This window comes from Burkholderia sp. WP42, from assembly GCF_000745665.1.
Lineage (GTDB): Bacteria > Pseudomonadota > Gammaproteobacteria > Burkholderiales > Burkholderiaceae > Burkholderia > Burkholderia vietnamiensis.
In genome coordinates, this window is record NZ_KN050726.1 from 80,052 (window position 1) to 99,821 (window position 19,770).

The 19,770-nt window shown below is 68.0% G+C and carries 20 protein-coding genes and 1 tRNA gene; 11 read left to right on the top strand and 10 right to left on the bottom strand.

Annotation, left to right across the window (positions count from 1 at the left end; all coding sequences use genetic code 11):
* The first annotated feature begins 194 nt into the window (after positions 1-194).
* The 4 genes from copC to EX20_RS28325 all read left to right on the top strand — a co-directional run bounded on the left by copC (position 195) and on the right by EX20_RS28325 (position 1,981).
* A complete protein-coding gene (gene copC / locus EX20_RS28315) occupies positions 195-560 on the top strand; it encodes a copper homeostasis periplasmic binding protein CopC (protein WP_011880709.1) in 366 nt (121 codons plus the stop codon).
* A 52-nt stretch (positions 561-612) separates the two neighbouring features.
* Positions 613-1,059 (top strand): copper chaperone PCu(A)C, encoded by a 447-nt coding sequence (locus tag EX20_RS28320; RefSeq protein ID WP_034195539.1) that lies wholly within the window; start codon positions 613-615, stop codon positions 1,057-1,059.
* A 29-nt stretch (positions 1,060-1,088) separates the two neighbouring features.
* Complete coding sequence (locus EX20_RS32680) at positions 1,089-1,265, top strand: hypothetical protein (protein ID WP_011880711.1); 177 nt, start codon at positions 1,089-1,091, stop codon at positions 1,263-1,265.
* Between the two features lie 86 nt (positions 1,266-1,351).
* Positions 1,352-1,981, top strand: a complete 630-nt coding sequence (locus EX20_RS28325) for a LysE family translocator (RefSeq protein ID WP_034195469.1) — start codon at positions 1,352-1,354, stop codon at positions 1,979-1,981.
* A 38-nt stretch (positions 1,982-2,019) separates the two neighbouring features.
* Here the strand turns inward: EX20_RS28325 and EX20_RS28330 are convergent, their stop codons facing one another.
* Positions 2,020-3,345, bottom strand: coding sequence for a leucine-rich repeat-containing protein kinase family protein (locus tag EX20_RS28330; RefSeq protein WP_034195470.1), 1,326 nt, complete (start codon positions 3,343-3,345; stop codon positions 2,020-2,022).
* A gap of 147 nt (positions 3,346-3,492) precedes the next feature.
* On the opposite strand from EX20_RS28330, the gene EX20_RS28335 reads away from it, so the two are divergent.
* Positions 3,493-3,577: transfer RNA gene (locus tag EX20_RS28335), tRNA-Leu, on the top strand.
* 385 nt (positions 3,578-3,962) lie between these two features.
* Positions 3,963-5,774 (top strand): ATP-binding response regulator, encoded by a 1,812-nt coding sequence (locus tag EX20_RS28340; protein WP_034195471.1) that lies wholly within the window; start codon positions 3,963-3,965, stop codon positions 5,772-5,774.
* Positions 5,775-5,814: 40 nt separating this feature from the next.
* Here the strand turns inward: EX20_RS28340 and EX20_RS32345 are convergent, their stop codons facing one another.
* Entirely contained in the window at positions 5,815-6,420 is a 606-nt protein-coding gene (locus EX20_RS32345) for a flagellar transcriptional regulator FlhD (protein ID WP_131929100.1), read from the bottom strand.
* Here EX20_RS32345 and EX20_RS28350 point away from each other — a divergent pair.
* Positions 6,394-7,035, top strand: coding sequence for a response regulator (locus EX20_RS28350; RefSeq protein ID WP_011880715.1), 642 nt, complete (start codon positions 6,394-6,396; stop codon positions 7,033-7,035). The two genes, EX20_RS32345 and EX20_RS28350, sit on opposite strands and share 27 nt — an antisense overlap.
* Positions 7,036-7,286: 251 nt before the next feature.
* Here the strand turns inward: EX20_RS28350 and EX20_RS28355 are convergent, their stop codons facing one another.
* Both EX20_RS28355 and EX20_RS28360 read right to left on the bottom strand, forming a co-directional pair.
* Positions 7,287-8,576, bottom strand: a complete 1,290-nt coding sequence (locus tag EX20_RS28355; protein ID WP_014723934.1) for a right-handed parallel beta-helix repeat-containing protein — start codon at positions 8,574-8,576, stop codon at positions 7,287-7,289.
* A gap of 529 nt (positions 8,577-9,105) precedes the next feature.
* Entirely contained in the window at positions 9,106-9,990 is an 885-nt protein-coding gene (locus EX20_RS28360) for a LysR family transcriptional regulator (protein WP_175464260.1), read from the bottom strand.
* A gap of 76 nt (positions 9,991-10,066) precedes the next feature.
* Between EX20_RS28360 and EX20_RS28365 the strand changes: the two genes are divergently transcribed.
* The 3 genes from EX20_RS28365 to EX20_RS28375 all read left to right on the top strand — a co-directional run bounded on the left by EX20_RS28365 (position 10,067) and on the right by EX20_RS28375 (position 12,769).
* Positions 10,067-11,368: an aspartate aminotransferase family protein gene (locus EX20_RS28365; protein ID WP_034195474.1), complete on the top strand. Its 1,302-nt coding sequence runs from the start codon at positions 10,067-10,069 to the stop codon at positions 11,366-11,368.
* A gap of 85 nt (positions 11,369-11,453) precedes the next feature.
* The gene (locus EX20_RS28370) at positions 11,454-12,317 is read left to right on the top strand and encodes an AraC family transcriptional regulator (RefSeq protein WP_011880719.1); all 864 of its coding nucleotides are present in this window, start codon (positions 11,454-11,456) and stop codon (positions 12,315-12,317) included.
* A gap of 44 nt (positions 12,318-12,361) precedes the next feature.
* Positions 12,362-12,769, top strand: coding sequence for a DUF2000 domain-containing protein (locus tag EX20_RS28375; protein WP_011880720.1), 408 nt, complete (start codon positions 12,362-12,364; stop codon positions 12,767-12,769).
* A 31-nt stretch (positions 12,770-12,800) separates the two neighbouring features.
* On the opposite strand, the gene EX20_RS28380 is transcribed toward EX20_RS28375, so the two are convergent.
* The 6 genes from EX20_RS28380 to EX20_RS28405 all read right to left on the bottom strand — a co-directional run bounded on the left by EX20_RS28380 (position 12,801) and on the right by EX20_RS28405 (position 18,244).
* Positions 12,801-13,151: a VOC family protein gene (locus EX20_RS28380; RefSeq protein WP_011880721.1), complete on the bottom strand. Its 351-nt coding sequence runs from the start codon at positions 13,149-13,151 to the stop codon at positions 12,801-12,803.
* A 91-nt stretch (positions 13,152-13,242) separates the two neighbouring features.
* Positions 13,243-13,944, bottom strand: coding sequence for an ABC transporter ATP-binding protein (locus EX20_RS28385; RefSeq protein ID WP_011880722.1), 702 nt, complete (start codon positions 13,942-13,944; stop codon positions 13,243-13,245).
* Positions 13,944-14,717 (bottom strand): high-affinity branched-chain amino acid ABC transporter ATP-binding protein LivG, encoded by a 774-nt coding sequence (gene livG, locus EX20_RS28390; protein ID WP_011880723.1) that lies wholly within the window; start codon positions 14,715-14,717, stop codon positions 13,944-13,946. Before livG ends, EX20_RS28385 begins: the two co-directional genes overlap by 1 nt.
* Positions 14,714-15,985: a high-affinity branched-chain amino acid ABC transporter permease LivM gene (locus EX20_RS28395; RefSeq protein WP_011880724.1), complete on the bottom strand. Its 1,272-nt coding sequence runs from the start codon at positions 15,983-15,985 to the stop codon at positions 14,714-14,716. The genes livG and EX20_RS28395 overlap by 4 nt, the downstream gene beginning before the upstream one ends.
* Positions 15,986-15,996: 11 nt before the next feature.
* Positions 15,997-16,923 (bottom strand): high-affinity branched-chain amino acid ABC transporter permease LivH, encoded by a 927-nt coding sequence (gene livH / locus EX20_RS28400; RefSeq protein WP_011880725.1) that lies wholly within the window; start codon positions 16,921-16,923, stop codon positions 15,997-15,999.
* Positions 16,924-17,125: 202 nt separating this feature from the next.
* Entirely contained in the window at positions 17,126-18,244 is a 1,119-nt protein-coding gene (locus tag EX20_RS28405) for a branched-chain amino acid ABC transporter substrate-binding protein (protein WP_034195540.1), read from the bottom strand.
* Positions 18,245-19,031: 787 nt separating this feature from the next.
* On the opposite strand from EX20_RS28405, the gene EX20_RS28410 reads away from it, so the two are divergent.
* Entirely contained in the window at positions 19,032-19,589 is a 558-nt protein-coding gene (locus tag EX20_RS28410) for a hypothetical protein (RefSeq protein WP_034195475.1), read from the top strand.
* The last annotated feature ends 181 nt before the right edge of the window (positions 19,590-19,770 follow it).

Consider the following 19,770-nt stretch of genomic DNA (forward strand, 5'->3'; position numbering starts at 1 on the left):
GTTGGCGCATCGCGCCGTCCGCCTGCGCGCGCCTCGTCGCGCGCGGCGCCAAAACGTTCCTGTTCGACCGTATTGCCTGCCCGCGGCATCGCGCCGTGCGCGCACGCCCGCTTGCGGCATGCGCGCGTGCGAACGCGCGCGGCGACGCGTCGAACGCATCGTTCTCCTCGTCATCTCCGATCGGATCAACCAACATGAAAATCACTTCGTTCGTTCGCGGCGCACTCGTCGTCGCCGGCTTCGTCATCGCGCAGGCTGCTCATGCGCACGCACACCCGAAAACCCTCGACCCCGCCGCCGATGCCACGCTGGCGAGCGCGCCGCACGAGGTCGCGATCGACTTCAGCGAAACGCTCGAACCCGCATTCAGCTCGATCGTGGTCACCGACAGCCACGGCCAGTCGGTCGCCGACGGGAAATCGACGGTCGACGCCGGCAACCGCAAGCGCATGCACGTCGCCCTCGCAAGCCTCGCGGCCGGCACGTACACGGTCGCGTGGGTCGCGGTGGCAAGCGACGGCCATCGCACGCAGGGCCGCTACACGTTCACGGTGAAGTGACGCCGACGATGCCCGCACGGCAACTTCCGATACCCGACAAGGAATGCACTCGATGAAACGCTCGATTCCCGCCAGCCTGCTGTTCGCCCTGCTCGCGCTGCAGGCGCCCGCCACCTTCGCCGCGTCGGCCGTCCAGGCCGATGGCTGCTGGATCCGCACGATGCCGGCGACGGCCCCGTCGTCCGGCTACTTCACGCTGAAGAACGACGGCGACAAGCCGGCCACGCTCACCGGCATCGACACGCCCGCATACGGGATGGCGATGATCCACGAAACGCTGACGGCCGGCAGCACCGCGAAGATGGTCCACGTCGACGCGGTCGAGGTGCCCGCGCACGGCACGGTCACGTTCAAGCCGAAGAGCTATCACGTGATGCTCGAGGACGCGCGCAAGCCGGTCGCGCCCGGTGCGAAGGTGCCGCTCGCGCTGCACTTCGCCGACGGCTCGACGGTGTCCGTGACCTGCGACGCGAAGGCGCCGTCGTACACCGGCCAGTAACGCCCTATCCCCGCCCGAAGGAGACCAACATGAGCCACCAACGCCCGACGCTCGCCGACCGGATCGTCCGCTACCGGACGCCGCTGAATCTCGCCGTGCTGATCGTCTGCGGTTTATGGGCGGCGTGGGTCGCGTGGATCACGCGGCCGGCCGCAATCGATTCGCCTGCGTCGATCGTCGCATCCTGCGTGCGCGACACGCGTTGACGCGATGCGCCGGGGTGAGCCGCGCGCAGCCGTGGCATCATGCAGCGATTCACCCCGACCGCAGACCCCGCCTTCCGGAGCGCCGCATGTCCGTTCAGACCTGGATGTTGTTTGCCGCCGCCTATCTCGCGACCACGCTGTCGCCGGGCCCCAACGTGCTGCTGGTGATCCGCAATACGGTGCGCTACGGCTCGCGCGGCACGGCAGCCACGATCGCCGGCAATCTCGTCGCACAGGGCGCGGTGGTCGGGCTGGTCGCGCTCGGCGTGGGCGCGGTGCTGGCCGCGATGCCGCCGCTGTTCGTCGCGATGAAAGTCGTCGGCGCCGCGTACCTGATCTTCATCGGCATCCGGCAACTGCGCGGCGATCGCCACCGGCGCGCGCCGGACAGCGGCGCGGCAAGCGTCGAACCGGATCGCAGCAAGCTGTTCCGTGAAGCGCTGTTCGTGTCGGGCAGCAATCCGAAGACGATGATCTTCCTGTCCGCGTTCATGCCGCAGTTCATCTCGCACGATCGGCCGCTCGCGATGCAGTTCGTCGCGATGTACGCGACGATCGCATGCACCGTCATCGTCGTGCACAGCCTCTATTCGTTCGGCGTGCGCCGGCTTCATCGCGGCTTCGGCGTCAGCCCGTGGCTGCGCGCGGCCAAGCGCGCGAGCGGGCTGCTGTTCGTCGCGCTCGGGATCAAGCTGCTGACGGCGCGGCAAGCTTAAGCGCGAACGCCCGCGCGGGCACCGCGCGCACGACACCGTCAGTCCATCGTTGCAGCCAGCGCGGCGACGATCTGCTCGAACGACGGCCGCGCGTCGACCTCGTCGTTCACGCACGCAGCGGCCAGCGCGCCGAGGGCTTGCGCGGCGGCCCAGGCACGCGGCTCGCATCGCTCCAGCAACTCGCGCAGCAAGTAACCGAACGCGCGGACTTCCAGCCGCTCGAACCGCGCCGCGCGCACGCGCTCGTTCACGTCGTAGAGCGACGCCGCGCCGAAATCGCCGAGCAGCGCGCCGCCTGCCCCGTCGTGCAGGATGTTGTGCGCGTACAGGTCGCCGTGCATGATGCCGCGCGCATGCAGATGCGCGGCGACCGACGCGATGCCGTGTGCGAGCCGCGCTGCGTCGGCCGGCGCGAAGCGCGCATCGGCCGCATAGACGTCGCGCGTACACGATGCGAAGCTCGGCGGCCCGGCGAGATTCGTCAGCGCCGGATCGACCAGCTCCATCACGAGGCCGTGCGCGCCGTCCGGATGACCGCGCAGCTTGCCGATCACCGGAATCATGTTCGGATGGCGGCCCGCGTGCAGGCACGCGGCCATTTCGCAGTCGGGCAGCCCGTCGCTCGTCACCGCGCCCTTGAACAGCTTCACCGCGACCGCGCGCGTCGCGCGGCCCTCCGCACGCCACTGCGCGCGGTAGATCACGCCCGACGCGCCTTCGCCGAGCCGGTGTTCGCATGCGAGCGACGCCCAATCGATCTCGGCCACGCCGGGCTCGGCAGACGCGGCGGCCTCCGGGCCCGCGCCGAGCGGATTGCCGGCGGCCGCGAGCCAAGAAAGGCGCGGCAGGCGCAACAGCCAGTCCGGCAGCGCGTCGAGCCGGTTCGCGGACAGACGCACCAGCTCGAGCGCACGGCACGCCGCCAATTCGGCCGGCAGCGCGCGCAGCCGGTTGCCGGCGAGCATCAGCTTCTGCAGGCGTGAACAGTCGCCGATGTCGGCCGGCAGCGCGTCGATCTCGTTGTCGGTCAGGATCAGCCAGCGCAGCGCACGCGGCAGCGCGCCGCGCGGCACCGTGCGGATCCGGTTCGCCTTGAAGCCGATCATGTCGAGCTGCGGGCACGCGCCGAGCGCTGCGGGAAATTCGGTGAAGCGGTTGCCGGACGCGAACAGGATGCGCAGCCGGTGCAGCCGCGCGAGGTCATCCGGCAGCGTGGACAACGCATTGCCGGACAGATCGAGCACTTCGAGCGTGTCCGCGAGGTCGAAGATCTCGCGCGGGAATTCGGTCAGCCCGCACGCGAGCTTGAGTTCTCGGGCGCCGGACAACTGGCCGGATTGAAGTTGTTCGAGGGTGGTCGTCACGGGAAGAAGCGGGTACGGATGCGATGTTGGGCCGGGCGGACCGACGGATTTTACCGGGATCGCGCACGCCGCCAGCGCAATCGCGGCATACCCCCTTCACAAACGCGCAATGTGACGCTAGAATTGCGCCCCTTGCAGTACCGAAGTGCCGACGTGGTGAAATTGGTAGACACGCTATCTTGAGGGGGTAGTGGCGAAAGCTGTGCGAGTTCGAGTCTCGCCGTCGGCACCAGATACGGTTTTCATCGACCGTGTTTCGGGCACAGAAAAGAAACCGCGACAGCGCAACGCTTCGCGGTTTTTTTATTGGGCGCGCACAACGCGCGGATCGCTCGGCCGCAGCAATCGACGGCGGCGCGCGTGCGCGTGCCGCGACATCGTTCGCCGATCCCGGTCGGCTCCCCGGCGAGCGATGCTCCCCTCCCCACGCCGTTCCGCTCGGCGCCACAAAACGGACGATCGACCGATGGACGCCATGATCCGACATGGCGATACTTGACCGTCCATCGGCGCGATCCTTGCCGACGATCGACCAACCCAGCGTCGACATGCCGGCCCAGCAGGACCGACGTGCGCCGCCTGCTGCAATTGCGTTCGTACCTCGGGGAGCCCGTTGGATGACGATGCATCCGGAAAGCCCGATCGCCGCCGAACAACTGAAGCTCGTCTACGGCATCGTGACCCTGAGCGTGTGCGGCGGAACGCTGCTGGCCGCGACACTCGTCGTTTCGCTGGAGCGCCTCGGGCGCGTCGATCCGCTGGCCGGCGCCGCGTGGCTGTCGTACATCGTCGCGTGCTCGACGGCGCACGCGTGCCTCGCGTGGCGCTACCACCGCTCGGCCAACCGCGACACGCGCAGATCGCGCTGGGCGGCAGGATTCGTCGCCTGCAGCACGGCGGCCGGGATCGGCTGGGGGTGGTCGTCGATCGAACTGGCGAAGGGACGCGGGTTCGAGGTCGAGAGCCTCGCGGTCACCGCCACGCTCGGGGTAGTGGCCGGCGCCGTGCCGGTCTTCGGCACGTATCTTCCGGCGTTCCTCGCGTTCCTGTTGCCGGCCACCGTCCCGTACGTCGTCGCCGCCGCGCTGTCCGACAATCGCGTGCAGCAGGCGACGGCGCCGATGATGTTCCTGTTCGTCTGCGTGATTGCCTATCTCGGCCTGCTCGCCAACCGAAGCGCGGCGCAGAACATTCGCCTGCGCTTTCGTGCGGAACAGCTCGCCCGCGATCTGCGCGCGCGCAACCGGACCGCGAAGCGGCTCGCGGACGACCTGCTGCGCCAGAAGCAGATCGCCGAAGAAGCCAATCTCGCCAAATCGCGCTTTCTCGCCGCCGCGAGCCACGATCTTCGTCAGCCGTCCCACGCGCTGAGCCTGCTGGTCGGCGCGTTGCGCGGCACGAAGACCGACGCGGAGCGGGCGCAGATACTCGTGCAGATCGAGCGTTCGACCGATGCGCTCGACTCGCTGTTCGGCGCGCTGCTCGACGTGTCGCGGCTCGATGCCGGCGTGGTGGACGTGCATCGCAGGCCGGTGCACGTCGACGCGGTGCTCGAACACGCATGCACCGATCACATGCTCGACGCGGCGGCGAAAAACCTGACGCTGACGCGCGTCCCGTGCCGCGCGATCGTCGATACCGATCCGGTGCTGCTCGAGCGCATCGTGCGCAACCTCGTGTCCAACGCGGTGCGCTACACGGATGCCGGCCGGATCGTGGTCGGCTGCCGACGACGCGGCGCACGCGTCGCGATCCAGGTATGGGACACCGGACGCGGGATCGCTGCCGACCAGCTCGAGCTGGTGTTCCAGGAGTATTACCAGGTCGGCAACCCGGAACGCGACCGCGAAAACGGCCTCGGACTAGGGCTCGCGATCGTGCGACGGCTGGCCGACCTGCTCGAATGCGAGCTGAAGGTGCGCTCGGCGCCCGGCCGCGGATCGTGCTTCGAAGTGTGGGTGAGCCGCTGCGATCACGCTGCTGCGCAAGCCGACGCATCGGCCGAACCCGCCGACGACGTGTCGCATCACTCGGGGCTCGTCGTCGTCGTGGACGACGAGCTCGCGATCCGCGACGGCATGGCCAGACTGCTCGAACTGTGGGGCTATGAAACGATCGTCTCGGACAGCGGCGACGCTGCGATCGAACGCTTGTCGGCATGCGCGCGCCGCCCCGACCTGCTCGTCTGCGACTTCCGCCTGCGCGGCGCCGAAAACGGGCTGACGGTGATCGAGCGGCTGCGCAGCGAATACAACGACGACATCCCCGCGCTGCTGATCAGCGGCGACACGGCCGCCGACCGCCTTGCCGAAGCCCATGCGAGCCATTGCCTGCTGCTGCACAAGCCGATCCCGAACGGCAAGCTGCGCGCGGCGATCGGCAACCTGATCGCGGCCGGCGTGCGCGCGCGGAGCGGCGAACCGGAGTGAGCCGAACCGCGCGCCGTCGCATCGGTGACGCCGGGCACACTCAGGCGCGGCACGCAGATCGATCGAACGACGCGAGTTCGCTCCTCTCGATCCTCAGCGTCATCGACAGCGATGCATTCGCATCGGCCGGGTCGCCCGTCATGCCGAGCCGGAACGTCGCGGTCGCGCAATCCGCCAGCAGTCGTTGCAGCGACAACCACAAGTACGACACGTTCGCCTCCCACACTGCGTCACCCGAATTACGAATCCTCGGCATCCACGCCAAATTGCAGTTCGAATCCGCGCGATCCGGCGGTCCGCCCATCCGGCGATCCGGCCATTGCCGCGATTCTGTTTGGTTGTCGGCGCATCGAATTTGGCCTGCACCGGGACGCCACCACGCAGCGACGATCGCCGGGGATTGGTTACCGGCGCGAGTCAGTCGCGGCGATTCATGCGGCAATGTAAATACGATGTCGCCGCAACGATCGACGTCGCCGAAACAGGCGCGTTGCACGCGCACGATTGCCTGTAAGATCGCACGGCGGAACGCGACCACGACCAGCCATCCGGGCCTTGCACGCAACCTCGGGCCTCGTTCAACCGGCAGCTTTTCCTCCCTTCGGCATCGCGGATTCTCATGAAGATTCTCATCGTCGACGATCATCCGATTCTGCGCGACGGCGTAGCCGCATTGCTGCGTCAAAACGGCGAAGACGTAACGGTCGCGCAAGCCGGCAACGCCGACGATGCGATGCGGATGCTCGATCAATCCGCCGATTTCGACGCGATCGTGCTCGACCTGAAGCTGCCGGGAATGAACGGCCTCGATGCGATCTCCGCGTTTGCCGGCAAGTGCCCGCAACTGCAGATCATCGTGCTGTCCACGTCCGAGGATGCGGCCGACGTGCGGGCCGCCTTCGCGCGCGGCGCGCTCGGCTACGTGCCGAAATCGGCGGGGCCGCATACGGTGCTGTCGGCGATCAGGATGGTGCTCGACGGCGAGCGCTACGTGCCGCCGCTGATGCTCGACGATTCGTCGTCGGCCGCACCGGGCAGCCCGCGTCCTGCGCCGGCGACGCGCAGCGCCGGGCCGCTCACGCAGCGCCAGATCGAGGTGCTGCGATACGTTGCAGAAGGCGTGCCCAACAAGGTGATCGCGGATCGCCTCAATCTGTCCGAGAAGACGGTCAAGGCGCACGTCACGGCGATCTTCAAGGCGCTCAATGTGCTGAACCGTACCCAGGCGGCAGCGGCCGCGCGCAAAGCCGGGCTGCTGTAAGCCGGGATGGGCAGCTCGCGCACGCGCGACAAGCGCTGCGAGATCCGATCGCACCATGTACGCCCCGATGCGGCGGCCGGATTTTCCGGCACGCCCGCGCCGGATGGCCCGACGCGCGATGTGCTTGTCGGCGCGCGCCGAGGCCAACATTCGGCACCGACGCGATTCGGCCGCACGTCGCGACGATAATGCACGCGTATGCCGAAACCTGCGGTCCGTGCGGCGCCGCGTGACGGCGTTGCGCCGCGCGGCTACCGCATCAGATTGGTACGCACCTGCGGCATCGTCGCCGTCGCCGCGCCGGTCGCCTGAATCGTTCCCGACGGCGATGCGCCGACCGGCGCGACCAGCGCAACGCCGTCGAGCGTGTTGCCGGCCACGACGATCCGGCTTGCCGGGCAGCCGCGCGACAGCAACGACACCGGCGCTTGCGCGATCGACGCGAACGCATTGTTTGCCGCCTCGAACGCGCACACGTTCCCCAGCGCGCGGAACCCGGTATAGCCGGACCCGGTCACGCGATTGCGCGTGACGACGACATACGACACCGTGCCCGACCACGTATCGAGCTCGAGTGCGCCCTGTTGCGTCGGCAACAGTCCGTTGTCGACGTTCGCGTTCTGGACGTTCGACACGACGTTGTTGTCGACGACGACGTTCGAGACGCCGTAGGTGCGCCAACTGTCCTCCTGCGCGACCAGAATGCCGGCCGCCTTCTGCACGCCGTCGACCGTATTGTTCGAGATCGTCACCGCCTGGCCGCCGACGACGGCGATTCCGCGCCCCCAGTAGTTCCCCGATACGGTGTTGTGGTCGATCAGCACGTTGTTGCTCACGCGGCCGTCGGACAGATAGCTGACGACGGCGATCAGGTCGTCGCCGGTGCCCGTCACCGTGTTGCCCTGCACCAGCACGTTGGCTGCGCCGTCGGTCATGTGGATGCCGTCGGCAAGCGTCGCGCGCACCGTATTGCCGACGATCGCGACGTTGCGGCCGCCGAACACGAAGATGCCCGCGCTCGCGCCGCCCTGCACCGTCACGCCGAGCACCTGAACGCCGGTGCCGGTCACTTCGACCTTGGTCGACGCCGGTGTCGCGAGGCGCGTCGTGCCGGCGCCGATCAGCGTGACGCCGACCAGCGTCGAATCGGCGCCGCTCATCACGATCGTCTGGTCGGCCGGATTCGTCGCCGCGAGCGTCGCGCCGTAGCCCGACACGACGACACCCGACATCGCAACCGACAGCGACCGGCTGACCGTATAGCGTCCCGGCGAAAGTATCAGCGTTTGCCCGGCCTGCAATGCATTGAGCGCCGTCTGCAGCGCGTCGGCCTGGTCGCTGCCGTCGACGGCCGGCTTGACGATCACGGGCGGCAGCGTAGCCGATGCGGCCGGTCGCACGCGCGATGCGCGGGATGGGTGGAACGCGTGCGACGGCGCGGTATACGTGAGCGTCGCCGCGTGGACCGGAACCGGCGCATGGCCGGCGCTGCATGCCAGCGCGGCGAGCGCGGCACTGACGATCCGAAGTGACCTGTTCATGCTGACCCCTCGTTGCCCATCCGCCCGCAGCGGCATCCGATGCGGCGGCATCCGGCCCGATGAGGTCGGCGGTCGACGGCGAGCCGGCGCGACCGAGGTCGGCCAGCGGGACGGAACGGGTTCGTGCGAAAACAGTTGGGTGGCGCATCGCTTGACGTCGTCACCCGCGCTTCCACCGAAACAGGCGCGCTCCCCCGAACGCGGCCCGATGGTCGACGGTCCCCGGTAGCCAGCTACCGTCGAATGACGTGCGAAGGCCGTTGCGTGAGCGACGCGGGATGGTGGGCGGCCCTGTCGACCCGCGCATCGGGTCGCTCGATTCGAAGTCTATTTCGCGATCGACGCGTGTAAATGCGACAGAAGGCGCGCGACGTCGTAAGACGGTCGCGCGGCAGCAGCGTGCCTGCACGCGACCGAACTTACGACCCGCGATGCGGAAAGCCGCACCGCGGGCATGCGCATCATCGGTTCTGACGGGAGTTGCGCTGCGACGCACGGTAACGGCATGCGCCGCCTCGGCCGCCGCGAGTCACAACAGCGGCAACACCGCGCGTATGTGCTCGGCGAACACCGCCGTCAGATGCGACGGCCGCTTCCGGTCGAAGCGCAGCGTGACGCCCACGGCCGGCAGCGGCGGCAGCCCGCGATCGGCGGCGAGGATCGCGAGGTCGGCGGGCACCGCCGTTTGCGTCATCACCGCGATCGCCTGCCCGGAGCGCACCAGCGCGATCAACCCCGCGAGGCTGCTGCTCGCATAGGCGACGCGGTAATCGCGCCCGGCGCGCGCCAGCGCGTCGCACGCCGCGATGTGGTCGAGCGTGTCGGGATCGGAAAGCGCGAGCGGCAGCCGCTCGAACTGCGCGGTATCGAGCCCCGGATAGCCGATCCACACCAGCTGCTCGCGGCGGATGAAATCGTCGGTTGGCGCCTCGCAGGGCACCGAGATCATCGCGAGATCGACGGCGCGCTTGTCGAGCTGTTCGAGCAGCCGCGGCGTCGGCCCGCACACGACCTCGACGATCGCGTGCGGATGATGGCTCGAGAACTGCCGCAGCAGCGACGGCAGCCACACCTGCGCGTAATCGTCCGGGCACCCGAAGCGGATCGTGCCCGACAGCCCCGTGCCGCACAGATCGGCCAGCGCCTCGTCGTGCTGCCGCAGGATGCGCTGCGCATGCAGCAGCAGCCGCTCGCCGGGATGCGTGAGCACCACGCCGCGTCCGGTGCGCTGGAACAGCGGCTGGTCGACGCTCTCCTCGAGCCGCCGCATCTGCTGGCTGAGCGCGGACTGCGTGCGGCCGACCCGCGCCGCCGCGCGGCTGAGCGAGCGCACTTCGGCGATCACGACGAACGAGCGCAGCAGATCGATGTCGAGCGAACGTGCCAAGGTATTAGCTCCTTTTCTACCTTGCATAAGAACTATTCGTTTCCATCAAAACAGAGCGGCGCCTAGACTGCAAGCGTTCCCTGCCCCTCGCCTGGAGAAAACGATGTCCGCAAACGACGACGCAACGTTCTGGCACAACGCGACGCATCACCTGATCCGCTACGGCGGCACGTTCGAGCCGCTCATCGTCGAGCGTGCGCAGGGCAGCTTCGTCTACGACGCGGACGGCCGCGCGATCCTCGACTTCACGTCGGGCCAGATGAGCGCGGTGCTCGGGCACTGCCATCCGGACATCGTCGCGGTCATCGCCGAATATGCGGGCAAGCTCGATCACCTGTTCAGCGGGATGCTGTCGCGGCCGGTCGTCGAGCTCGCGACGCGCCTCGCCGACCTCACGCCGCCGGGCCTCGATCGCGCGCTGCTGCTGAGCACCGGCGCGGAATCGAACGAAGCGGCGATCCGGATGGCGAAGCTCGTCACCGGCAAGTACGAGATCGTCGGCTTCGCGCAGTCGTGGCACGGGATGACCGGCGCGGCGGCGTCCGCCACCTACAGCGCGGGCCGCAGGGGCGTCGGCCCGGCGGCCGTGGGCTCGTTCGCGATTCCGGCGCCGTTCGCGTACCGGCCGCGCTTCGAGCGCAACGGCGCGTACGACTACCTTGCCGAGCTCGACTACGCGTTCGATCTGATCGATCGCCAGTCCAGCGGCAATCTCGCCGCGTTCATCGCGGAGCCGATCCTCAGCTCGGGCGGCATCATCGAACTGCCGGACGGCTACATGGCGGCGCTCAAGCGCAAGTGCGACGAGCGCGGGATGCTGCTGATCCTCGACGAAGCGCAGACGGGCGTCGGCCGCACCGGCACGATGTTCGCGTGCCAGCGCGACGGCGTGACGCCCGACATCCTGACGCTGTCGAAGACGCTCGGCGCCGGGCTGCCGCTCGCGGCCGTCGTCACGTCCGCACAGATCGAGGAGCGGGCGCACGCGCTCGGCTACCTGTTCTACACGACCCACGTGTCGGACCCGCTGCCGGCCGCGGTCGGCCTGCGCGTGCTCGACGTGGTGCAGCGCGACGGCCTCGTGCAACGCGCGAACCTGATGGGCGAGCGGCTGCGGCGCGGGCTGCTCGACCTGATGGAGCGCTTCGAATGCATCGGCGACGTGCGCGGACGCGGGTTGCTGCTCGGCGTCGAGATCGTCAAGGATCGGCGCACGAAGGAGCCGGCGGACGGCCTCGGCGCGAAGATCACGCGCGAATGCATGAAGCTCGGGCTCAGCATGAACATCGTGCAGCTGCCGGGGATGGGCGGCGTGTTCCGGATCGCGCCGCCGTTGACGGTCAGCGAAGCCGAAATCGATCTCGGGCTGTCGCTGCTCGAACAGGCGATCGCGCGCGCGCTGTAACGCCGTCGCGTGCGCCGGCGCCGCACGGACCCTCCGCGATCTGCGTACACTATCCGCCGGGCAACGACGGGCAGCGAGGCGAGCGATGGGACGCGCAGCGGATGACGGCGGCACGCACGAGCACTGGCTCGTCGCGCGCCGCGATCCTGAAACGGGGATCGAAAGCCTGCGCGCGCATTTCAGCGGCCACGCATACGACCCGCACGATCACGACGACATGCTGATCGGCTTCACCGAACAGGGCGTGCAGCGGTTCCAGTGCCATCGGTCGCTGCATACCAGCGTGCCGGGCCGCGCGATCCTGATCGAGCCCGGTGCGACGCACGACGGCCATGCGCCGGAAGCCGGCGGCTTCACGTATTCGATGCTGTACCTGCCGCAGGCATGGGTCGAGCGTGCGGCGCGCCGCATCGATCTTCCAGGCCTGAGCGGCGTCGAAGCCGCGTTCGGCCATACGCTGGTCGACGATCGCGCGCTCGTCGAGGCGATCCGCGACGCCTTCGTCGCGCTGCACGGCAACGAAGGCAAGCTCGCGCGCGACCAGACGCTCGACCGTCTGCTCACGCGGCTCGGCGGCCAGCTGCGCGCGTCGTCGCCGACCGGCGTCGGCGGCCGCGACGTGCCGCCCGCGATCGCGCGCGTGCGCGAGCTGCTGCACATGCGAATGGACGGCAACCCGGGGCTCGACGAACTCGCCGAACTCGCTGGCGTCGATCGCTTCCGGCTCACGCGGCTGTTCCAGCGGGCCTACGGCACGTCGCCGCACGCGTATCTGGTGCGCCTGCGGCTGCGCGCCGCGCGGCGGCTGCTCGCGGCCGGCCGCACGCCCGCGCAGGCCGCCGCGGACGTCGGTTTCGCCGACCAGAGCCACCTCGGCCGCTGGTTCCGCCGCGCGTACCGGATGACGCCGGCCGCGTATCGGCGGATCTGCACAAACGTTCCAGACTGAACGCGCGCGGCGTCCGATCATGAGCGCTTCAACCAGGAGCACTCATGTTCGATACGAAGGTGGCATTGATCGTGCGCGACGATCTCGCGGCGTGGCAGAAACTCAACGTGGTCGCGTTTCTCGCGACGGGTGTCGCGGCCGGTGCACCCGATGCGCTCGGCGAGCCATACGAGGATGCGGCCGGCAATCGCTACGGCCGCATGCTCGGCCAGCCGATGCTGGTGTTCGCGGCCGATCTGAACGGGCTGCAGGCCGCGCATCGGCAGGCGCTGTCGCGCGAGCTGAGGATCGTGCCGTACGTGCGCGCGATGTTCTCGACCGGGCACGACGCGGCCAACCGCGACGCGTTTCGCGCCGAGGATGCCGCCAATCTGGATCTGGTCGGCCTCGCGCTGCACGGGCCGAAGAAGGCCGTCGACAAGGCCGTGAAGGGGCTCTCGCTGCACGCATGAAGGTGTCCGTGCGGCGCGGCGCGCGAGCCGGTCAGCGATGCACGAGCACGTTCACGAGCTTGCCGAACGGATCGCGCACGAAGAAGCGCCGCACACCCCACGGCTCGTCGGCCGGCCCGTATTCGACCGCAATGCCGGCCGCCTGAATGCGCGCGAGCGCCTCGTCGAGGTCGTCGACTTCGATCGACAGGTCGGGCGTCGGCGTGCCGGACCCGCCCTGCGATGCGAAGCTGATCTGCACGCGCATCCGCTCGGCGCTGCCGTAGGTGGCGATCCAGCCGAGATCCATCAGCAGGTCCAGACCGAAGATCTGCTGATAGAAGCGCTTGGCGTCGTCGACCGACTGCGTGTCGACGTTCGCGACGATGCGTTTGACCTTCATCGGTTGCCTCCTCGGTACGTGTGAACGAGCGGCAGCGGCACCGCGCGCCGCAAGCCGCCGGCCCGTTGCAGGCCGGCGGCGCGCGGTGCACTCAGCCGCCGAGATACGCCTGCTTGATCCGGTCGTTCGCGAGCAGGTTCGCGCCGGTGTCGGCCAGCACGACGCGCCCCGTCTCCAGCACGTAGCCGCGATCGGCCACGCCGAGCGCCTTGTTGGCGTTCTGCTCGACCAGGAACACCGTGACGCCTTCGTCGCGGATCGTCCGGATGATGTCGAAGATCTGCGCGATCACGAGCGGCGCGAGGCCGAGCGTCGGCTCGTCGAGCAGCAGCAGGCGCGGCTTGCTCATCAGCGCGCGGCCGATCGCGAGCATCTGCTGCTCGCCGCCCGACATCGTGCCGGCCCGCTGGGCCGCGCGCTCCTTCAGGCGCGGAAACAGCTTGAACACGTGCTCGATGCCGTCGTCGATCTCGTGCCGGCTCGCGAAGAAGCCGCCCATCTTCAGGTTCTCGAGCACCGTCAGGCTCGGGAACACGCGCCGCCCTTCCGGCGAGATCGCCATCCCCTGCCGCATGATCTGGTGCGTCGACATCGCGGTGATGTCGTTGCCCTCGAACAGCACGCGGCCCGACGACGCGCGCGGCGTGCCGCACACGGTCATCATCAGCGTCGTCTTGCCGGCGCCGTTGCTGCCGATCAGCGTGACGATCTCGCCCTTGTTCACTTCGATCGACACGCCGGCGAGCGCTTCGACCGCGCCGTAGTGCGTATGGACCCGTTCCAGCTTCAGCATCACTCTTCCCCCAGGTACGCCTTGATCACGCGCGGGTCGTTGCGGACCGCGTCGGGCGTGCCGATCACGATCGGCCGGCCGTGCTCCATCACGAGGATGCGGTCCGACACGCCCATCACGAGGCTCATGTCGTGCTCGATCAGCAGCACCGATACGCCGAACTCGCGGCGCAACCTGTCGATCAGCTGCTGCAGCTCGATCTTCTCCTGCGGGTTCAGGCCGGCCGCCGGCTCGTCGAGCATCAGCAGGCGCGGCTCGGTGATCATGCAGCGCGCGATCTCGAGACGCCGCTGGTGCCCGTACGACAACGTGCCGGCCGGCCGGTTGGCGACCGCCGTCAGCCCCATCCGGTCGAGCCACACGGCCGCGCGTTCGAGCGCTTCCTTCTCGGCGCGGCGATACGCGGGCGTCGCGAACAGGCCCGGCAGCAGCCCCGACTTCACCTTGCGATGCTGCGCGACCAGCAGGTTCTCGACCACCGTCAGCGACTTGAACAGACGGATGTTCTGGAACGTGCGCACCAGGCCCTTCAACGCGATCTTGTGGCTCGGCAGCCCGGCGATCGCATGACCGTCGAGCACGACGTCGCCGCCGGTCGGCCTGTAGAAGCCGCCGACGCAGTTGAACACCGTGGTCTTGCCCGCGCCGTTCGGCCCGATGATCGCGAACACCTCGTTGCGGCGCACGTCGAAATCGATGCCGTCCACCGCGAGCAACCCGCCGAAGCGCATCTGCAGCCCGGCGACCTTCAACAGTTCTGGATTCGCGCTCATTGCGGCAGCTCCACGTGGGGACGGCTCGCGGGCAGCAGGCCCTGCGGACGCCACATCATCATCAACACCATCACCAGACCGAAGATCAGCATCCGGTATTCGGCGAAACCGCGCGCGACTTCGGGCAGCACGGTCAGCAGGATCGCGGCGAGGATCACGCCGAGCTGCGAACCCATCCCGCCGAGCACGACGATCGCGAGGATCAGCGCCGATTCGATGAACGTGAACGATTCGGGATTCACGAGGCCCTGGCGCGCCGCGAAGAACGCGCCGCCGATGCCGGCGAACGCCGCGCCGAGCGTGAACGCCGACAGCTTGATGCGGGTCGGGTTCAGGCCCAGCGAGCGGCACGCGATCTCGTCGTCGCGCAGCGCTTCCCACGCGCGCCCCATCGGCATGCGGATCAGGCGGCTCGTCACGAACAGCGTGAAGCCGACCAGCGCGAGCGCGATCAGGTACAGGAAGATCACCATGTGCTCGCCGCTGTATTCCAGCCCGATCAGCTCGTGGAAGGTCTTCGCGCCTTCGACGCTCGCCGAGCGCGCCATCTCGAAGCCGAACACCGTCGGCTTCGGAATGCTCGAGATGCCGTCCGGGCCGCCCGTCAGGTCGGTCAGGTTGTTCGCGAGCAGGCGGATGATTTCGCCGAAGCCGAGCGTGACGATCGCCAGATAGTCGCCGCGCAGCCGCAGCACCGGGAAGCCGAGCAGGAAGCCGAAGGTCGCCGAGGCCAGCGCCGCGATCGGCAGGCACTCCCAGAACGACAGCCCGAAATACTGGTTGAGCATCGCGTAGGTATAGCCGCCGACCGCGTAGAACCCGACGTAGCCGAGATCCAGCAGCCCCGCGAAGCCGACCACGATGTTCAGCCCGAGGCCGAGGATCACGTAGATCAGCGCGAGCGTCGCGACGTCCACCGCGCCGCGCGAGCCGAAGAACGGCCACACGAGCCCGACCGCGAGCAGCACCCAGATGATCGCGCGCTGCTGCGGCGCGCCGATCGCGGGCGCCGCCGGCAGCTTCACCGCCGATTTCGCGCGCACGAGCCACGGCTTGAACAGCTGGAACAGGAACACGGCCGCGACCGCGATCCAGACCGGACGCCAGTGCGGCGTCAGCACCACTTGATAGCCGTCGAGCTTCAGCTGCAGGCCCAACACGGGAATCGTGAGGATCGCGGTCAGCAGCGCGGCGGCCACCGCATTCTTCAGCGCCTGGCCGGCGGTCGCGCCAGCGGAAGGACGGCGCACGGAAATGACTTGACTCATCTGCGTCTCCCTCAGACCTTTTCGATGTCCGACTTGCCGAGCAGGCCGGTCGGGCGGAAGAGCAGGATCAGCACGAGCAGGCCGAACGCGACCACGTCCTTGTACTCGGCCGGCATGTAGCCTGCGGCGAAGGTTTCGGCGAGGCCCAGCAGCACGCCGCCGAGCATCGCGCCCGGGATGCTGCCGATCCCGCCGAGCACGGCGGCGGTGAACGCCTTGATGCCGGCGACGAAGCCGATGTACGGATTGAGCTTGCCGATCGTCAGCCCGATCAGCACGCCGCCGACGGCCGCCAGCATCGCGCCGAGCACGAACGTGAACGAGATCACGCGGTTCGTGTCGATGCCGAGCAGGTTCGCCATCTTCATGTCCTCGGCGCACGCGCGGCATGCGCGGCCCATCCGCGAATGCGAGATGAACAGCGTGAGCGCGATCATCAGCACGAGCGTCACGCCGACGATCAGCAGGCGCGCATACGGCACCGTCACGTCGTAGTCGCCGCCGAGATGGATGTCGAACGCGCCGGAGATCAGCACCGGCACGGACACGTCGCGCGCGCCCTGGCCGATCTGCACGTAGTTCTGCAGGAAGATCGACATGCCGATCGCCGAGATCAGCGGCACGAGGCGCGGGCCGCCGCGCAGCGGCCGGTACGCGACGCGCTCGACCGCGAAGCCGTACAGGCCGGTGACGAGCACCGACACGATCAGCGCGGCGCCGAGCACGAGCGGCAGCGGATAGCCGGCCGAGATGCCGATCGCGGTGAGGGTCACGAGGCCCACGTACGCGCCGATCATGTAGATCTCGCCGTGGGCGAAGTTGATCATGCCGATGATGCCGTAGACCATCGAATAGCCGATGGCGATCAACGCATAGATCGCGCCCAGCGTCAGGCCGTTGACCAGCTGCTGGGCGAATTGGGGAAAGAAGTCAGTCATGTGCGGGAAGCTCCCGTTGGCATCGGTCGCGGGCCGCCGCCGGATCGTGGCGTGGGGCCGCGCGCGATGCACGGTGTGTCTGGTGTGTCTCGGGCCGCCCGTCGGCGCGCATCGGGCCGATGCGCGGCCGATGCGCGACCAATACGCACGCCGCCCCGTCCGGATGCCGGACGAGGCGGGTGCGCGGGCGGGTACTGCGTTGTTACTTGGCGGCGGTCTTCGTCGCGTCCTTGTGCCACGTGTAGACGACGAACTTGAACGCCTTCAGGTCGCCCTGGGCGTCGTACGCGACCTTGCCGATCGGCGTGTCGAACGTCGTCTTGTGCATGTACGCGGCCACCTTCGTCGGGTCGGTCGTCTTCGCGCCCGCGATCGAATCGGCGATGATCTTCACCGCTGCGTATGCGGGCATCTGGAACGGACCGTTCGCGTCGCGCTTCTTGTCGGCGAACGCCTTCACGAGGCCCGCGTTGGCCGGGTCGGCCGAGAAGTCGGCCGGCAGCGTGACCAGCATGCCTTCCGACGCCGGGCCGGCGATCGCGGTCACGTCCTTGTTGCCCACGCCTTCGGGGCCCATGAACGTGGCCTTCACGCCCTGCTCGCGCGCCTGGCGCATCAGCAGGCCCATTTCCGGGTGGTAGCCGCCGAAGTAGACGAAATCGACGCCTTGCGACTTCAGCTTCGTGATGACCGCCGAGTAGTCCGAATCGCCGGCGTTGATGCCTTCGAACAGCACGACGGGGATCTTCGCGGCTTCGAGGTCCTTCTTCACCGACGATGCGATGCCCTGGCCGTACGACTGCTTGTCGTGCAGGATCGCGACCTTCTTCGGCTTCACGTTGTTGATGATGTAGTGCGCGGCGGCCGGGCCTTGCTGATCGTCGCGGCCGATCGTGCGGAAGATGAAGTGACGCTTCTTGCCTTCGGTCAGCTGCGGCGCAGTGGCCGACGGCGTGACCATCACGATGCCTTCGTTCTCGTAGATGTCGGAGGCGGGAATCGTCGAGCCCGAGCACACGTGGCCGATCACGTACTTGATCTTCTGGCTGACGATCTTGTTGGCGACGGCGACGGCCTGCTTCGGTTCGCATGCGTCGTCCATCGTCACCAGTTCGAGCTTGTTGCCGCCCGCGCCGCCTGCCGCGTTGATCTGTTCGACCGCGGTCAGCACGCCGGCCTTCACCATGTCGCCGTACTGGGCGACCGAGCCGCTCATCGGGCCGGCGAAGGCGATCTTCACGGTTTCCGCTTGCGCGGCGGCGGCGCCGGCGGCGAACAGCACGGCGGCGACGGAAATGGAGGTAAGACGGGACAGCGTCATCAGGAACTCCTCGATGTTGTTAGTCATACGGGCAAAGGCGGCATGACTTGCGCAATCGAACAGCACCCGGGGCGAGGATATGGGACACGCCCGAGACACATGAAGACGGACCTGCGGAGGGATGATGCATAGCGGGGCCCGGCTCTTGCAGTCCCCGAAGGGGACGTCTGGTTCGGAAAGACATCGTGATGCGTCTTGCATTGCGCAAGCGTTTCGCCTGCCCCGCTTGCCAAATCGCTGGTCGGAGGGATGTTCCGACAGCCGTTGGCAAGGCAGCCGAAATTATATGGGCGTTTTTGAAACGTCTGTCAAAAATGCGGCTCCTATGAGGGAAAACACGGAGAAACCTCGGGCGGTGGCGGTGGCGATCGGGGAGCAACTGGGTGACGGTCGTGAGGTTGGTGGCCGGTGCAATCGGGTTGCGATTTTGAAGCTCTCTGCACGATGAAGCCTTGCTGGACAACGCGTTCGGCGAGATCGGGAGACATGACGCGTGATTCGGAAGTCGTGCACGGCTGTATGCCGCGGCAGGTATTCAACAGAGGATTCGGGCGAACGCACCGGCGTGGGGCGCGAGCGGATCGCGCGATTTCCTTCTTTATGCTGACGATTTCTCGCGTTAAGAAAGCATATTGTTATATCTGTGAAATAATTCGAACTCGCAACCGCAATCCAGCCAGCCCTCCTGCACGTCGTTTGACGCGCCCCTGTCGCGCCCCCTGTCGCACCGCAGCCAGCCAGTGATCTGCCGTTTTTTCTCGTTGCATGTCACCTGCCGGAGGGCCCGATGCATCATCCTCTTCGTTTTTCTTCCGCCGCCACCATTGCCTGCGCGCTTTCGCTCGGTGCTGCCGACGCTTCGAGTCGCGATTCGCTGATCGACGGTTCAGGCAATACCAATCTGTTTCATTCGGAACGTCGCGCCGCGGCCCGGAACGACGTCCGCCCGGTTCGCACGAAACGACGCGCGAAGGAAGCGGCGCCGCTCAAGCGCAGCCCGTTCGATACGCGCGATACGCGTGCATTGCGTGTGTCGGGGGACAAGCTCGAGCCGCAGCCTTCGACGGGCGGCGGCCTCGGTCGCGTGCTGTCGGAGATCGAACAGCGCGAGCAGCGCCGGAACGAACATCGGTGGGCCGACGAGCAGCGGCCCGTCGATGTACCGCACTACTCCATCGGCGCGCCGAATCCATTCCTCTACGTGCCCGACGCGTCGAACCGGTTCAATTCGGCTGTGCTGCCACCGCCGCCGCGTGCGTTGTTCTACGACAACGGTGCGCGCTCGCGTTGCGTGGTTACGCGCGGCGCGGGGACGTCGCGGTCGGTTTGCAATATCGGGAGGTGATGGGGGCTGTGGTGGGGTAGCAGCTGTCCTGCCGGGGCTTGAGGTGCGGCTTTGCGGGACACGACCGCACGCGGAGTTGAGACTCGTACTTGAGCGTAGCGAAATTCTACTAGGCCGCGCGGTGCGTCCGCGCGGCCTTCGCTATCGCCGATTCAACGGCGGTCCCTGGGCGGGATGTAGT

What these genes read in the sequence shown, in the direction of transcription:
- EX20_RS28350 (WP_011880715.1), top strand. Translation starts at nt 6,394, where the DNA reads ATGAAGATTCTCATCGTCGACGATCATCCGATTCTGCGCGACGGCGTA.
- EX20_RS32680 (WP_011880711.1), top strand. Translation starts at nt 1,089, where the DNA reads ATGAGCCACCAACGCCCGACGCTCGCCGACCGGATCGTCCGCTACCGG.
- copC (WP_011880709.1), top strand. Translation starts at nt 195, where the DNA reads ATGAAAATCACTTCGTTCGTTCGCGGCGCACTCGTCGTCGCCGGCTTC.
- EX20_RS28320 (WP_034195539.1), top strand. Translation starts at nt 613, where the DNA reads ATGAAACGCTCGATTCCCGCCAGCCTGCTGTTCGCCCTGCTCGCGCTG.
- livG (WP_011880723.1), bottom strand. Translation starts at nt 14,717, where the DNA reads ATGAGCGCGAATCCAGAACTGTTGAAGGTCGCCGGGCTGCAGATGCGC.
- EX20_RS28380 (WP_011880721.1), bottom strand. Translation starts at nt 13,151, where the DNA reads ATGAAGGTCAAACGCATCGTCGCGAACGTCGACACGCAGTCGGTCGAC.
- EX20_RS32345 (WP_131929100.1), bottom strand. Translation starts at nt 6,420, where the DNA reads ATGATCGTCGACGATGAGAATCTTCATGAGAATCCGCGATGCCGAAGG.
- EX20_RS28375 (WP_011880720.1), top strand. Translation starts at nt 12,362, where the DNA reads ATGTTCGATACGAAGGTGGCATTGATCGTGCGCGACGATCTCGCGGCG.
- EX20_RS28360 (WP_175464260.1), bottom strand. Translation starts at nt 9,990, where the DNA reads ATGCAAGGTAGAAAAGGAGCTAATACCTTGGCACGTTCGCTCGACATC.
- EX20_RS28395 (WP_011880724.1), bottom strand. Translation starts at nt 15,985, where the DNA reads ATGAGTCAAGTCATTTCCGTGCGCCGTCCTTCCGCTGGCGCGACCGCC.
- EX20_RS28365 (WP_034195474.1), top strand. Translation starts at nt 10,067, where the DNA reads ATGTCCGCAAACGACGACGCAACGTTCTGGCACAACGCGACGCATCAC.
- EX20_RS28405 (WP_034195540.1), bottom strand. Translation starts at nt 18,244, where the DNA reads ATGACGCTGTCCCGTCTTACCTCCATTTCCGTCGCCGCCGTGCTGTTC.
- EX20_RS28410 (WP_034195475.1), top strand. Translation starts at nt 19,032, where the DNA reads ATGCATCATCCTCTTCGTTTTTCTTCCGCCGCCACCATTGCCTGCGCG.
- EX20_RS28385 (WP_011880722.1), bottom strand. Translation starts at nt 13,944, where the DNA reads ATGCTGAAGCTGGAACGGGTCCATACGCACTACGGCGCGGTCGAAGCG.
- livH (WP_011880725.1), bottom strand. Translation starts at nt 16,923, where the DNA reads ATGACTGACTTCTTTCCCCAATTCGCCCAGCAGCTGGTCAACGGCCTG.
- EX20_RS28340 (WP_034195471.1), top strand. Translation starts at nt 3,963, where the DNA reads ATGACGATGCATCCGGAAAGCCCGATCGCCGCCGAACAACTGAAGCTC.
- EX20_RS28370 (WP_011880719.1), top strand. Translation starts at nt 11,454, where the DNA reads ATGGGACGCGCAGCGGATGACGGCGGCACGCACGAGCACTGGCTCGTC.
- EX20_RS28355 (WP_014723934.1), bottom strand. Translation starts at nt 8,576, where the DNA reads ATGAACAGGTCACTTCGGATCGTCAGTGCCGCGCTCGCCGCGCTGGCA.
- EX20_RS28325 (WP_034195469.1), top strand. Translation starts at nt 1,352, where the DNA reads ATGTCCGTTCAGACCTGGATGTTGTTTGCCGCCGCCTATCTCGCGACC.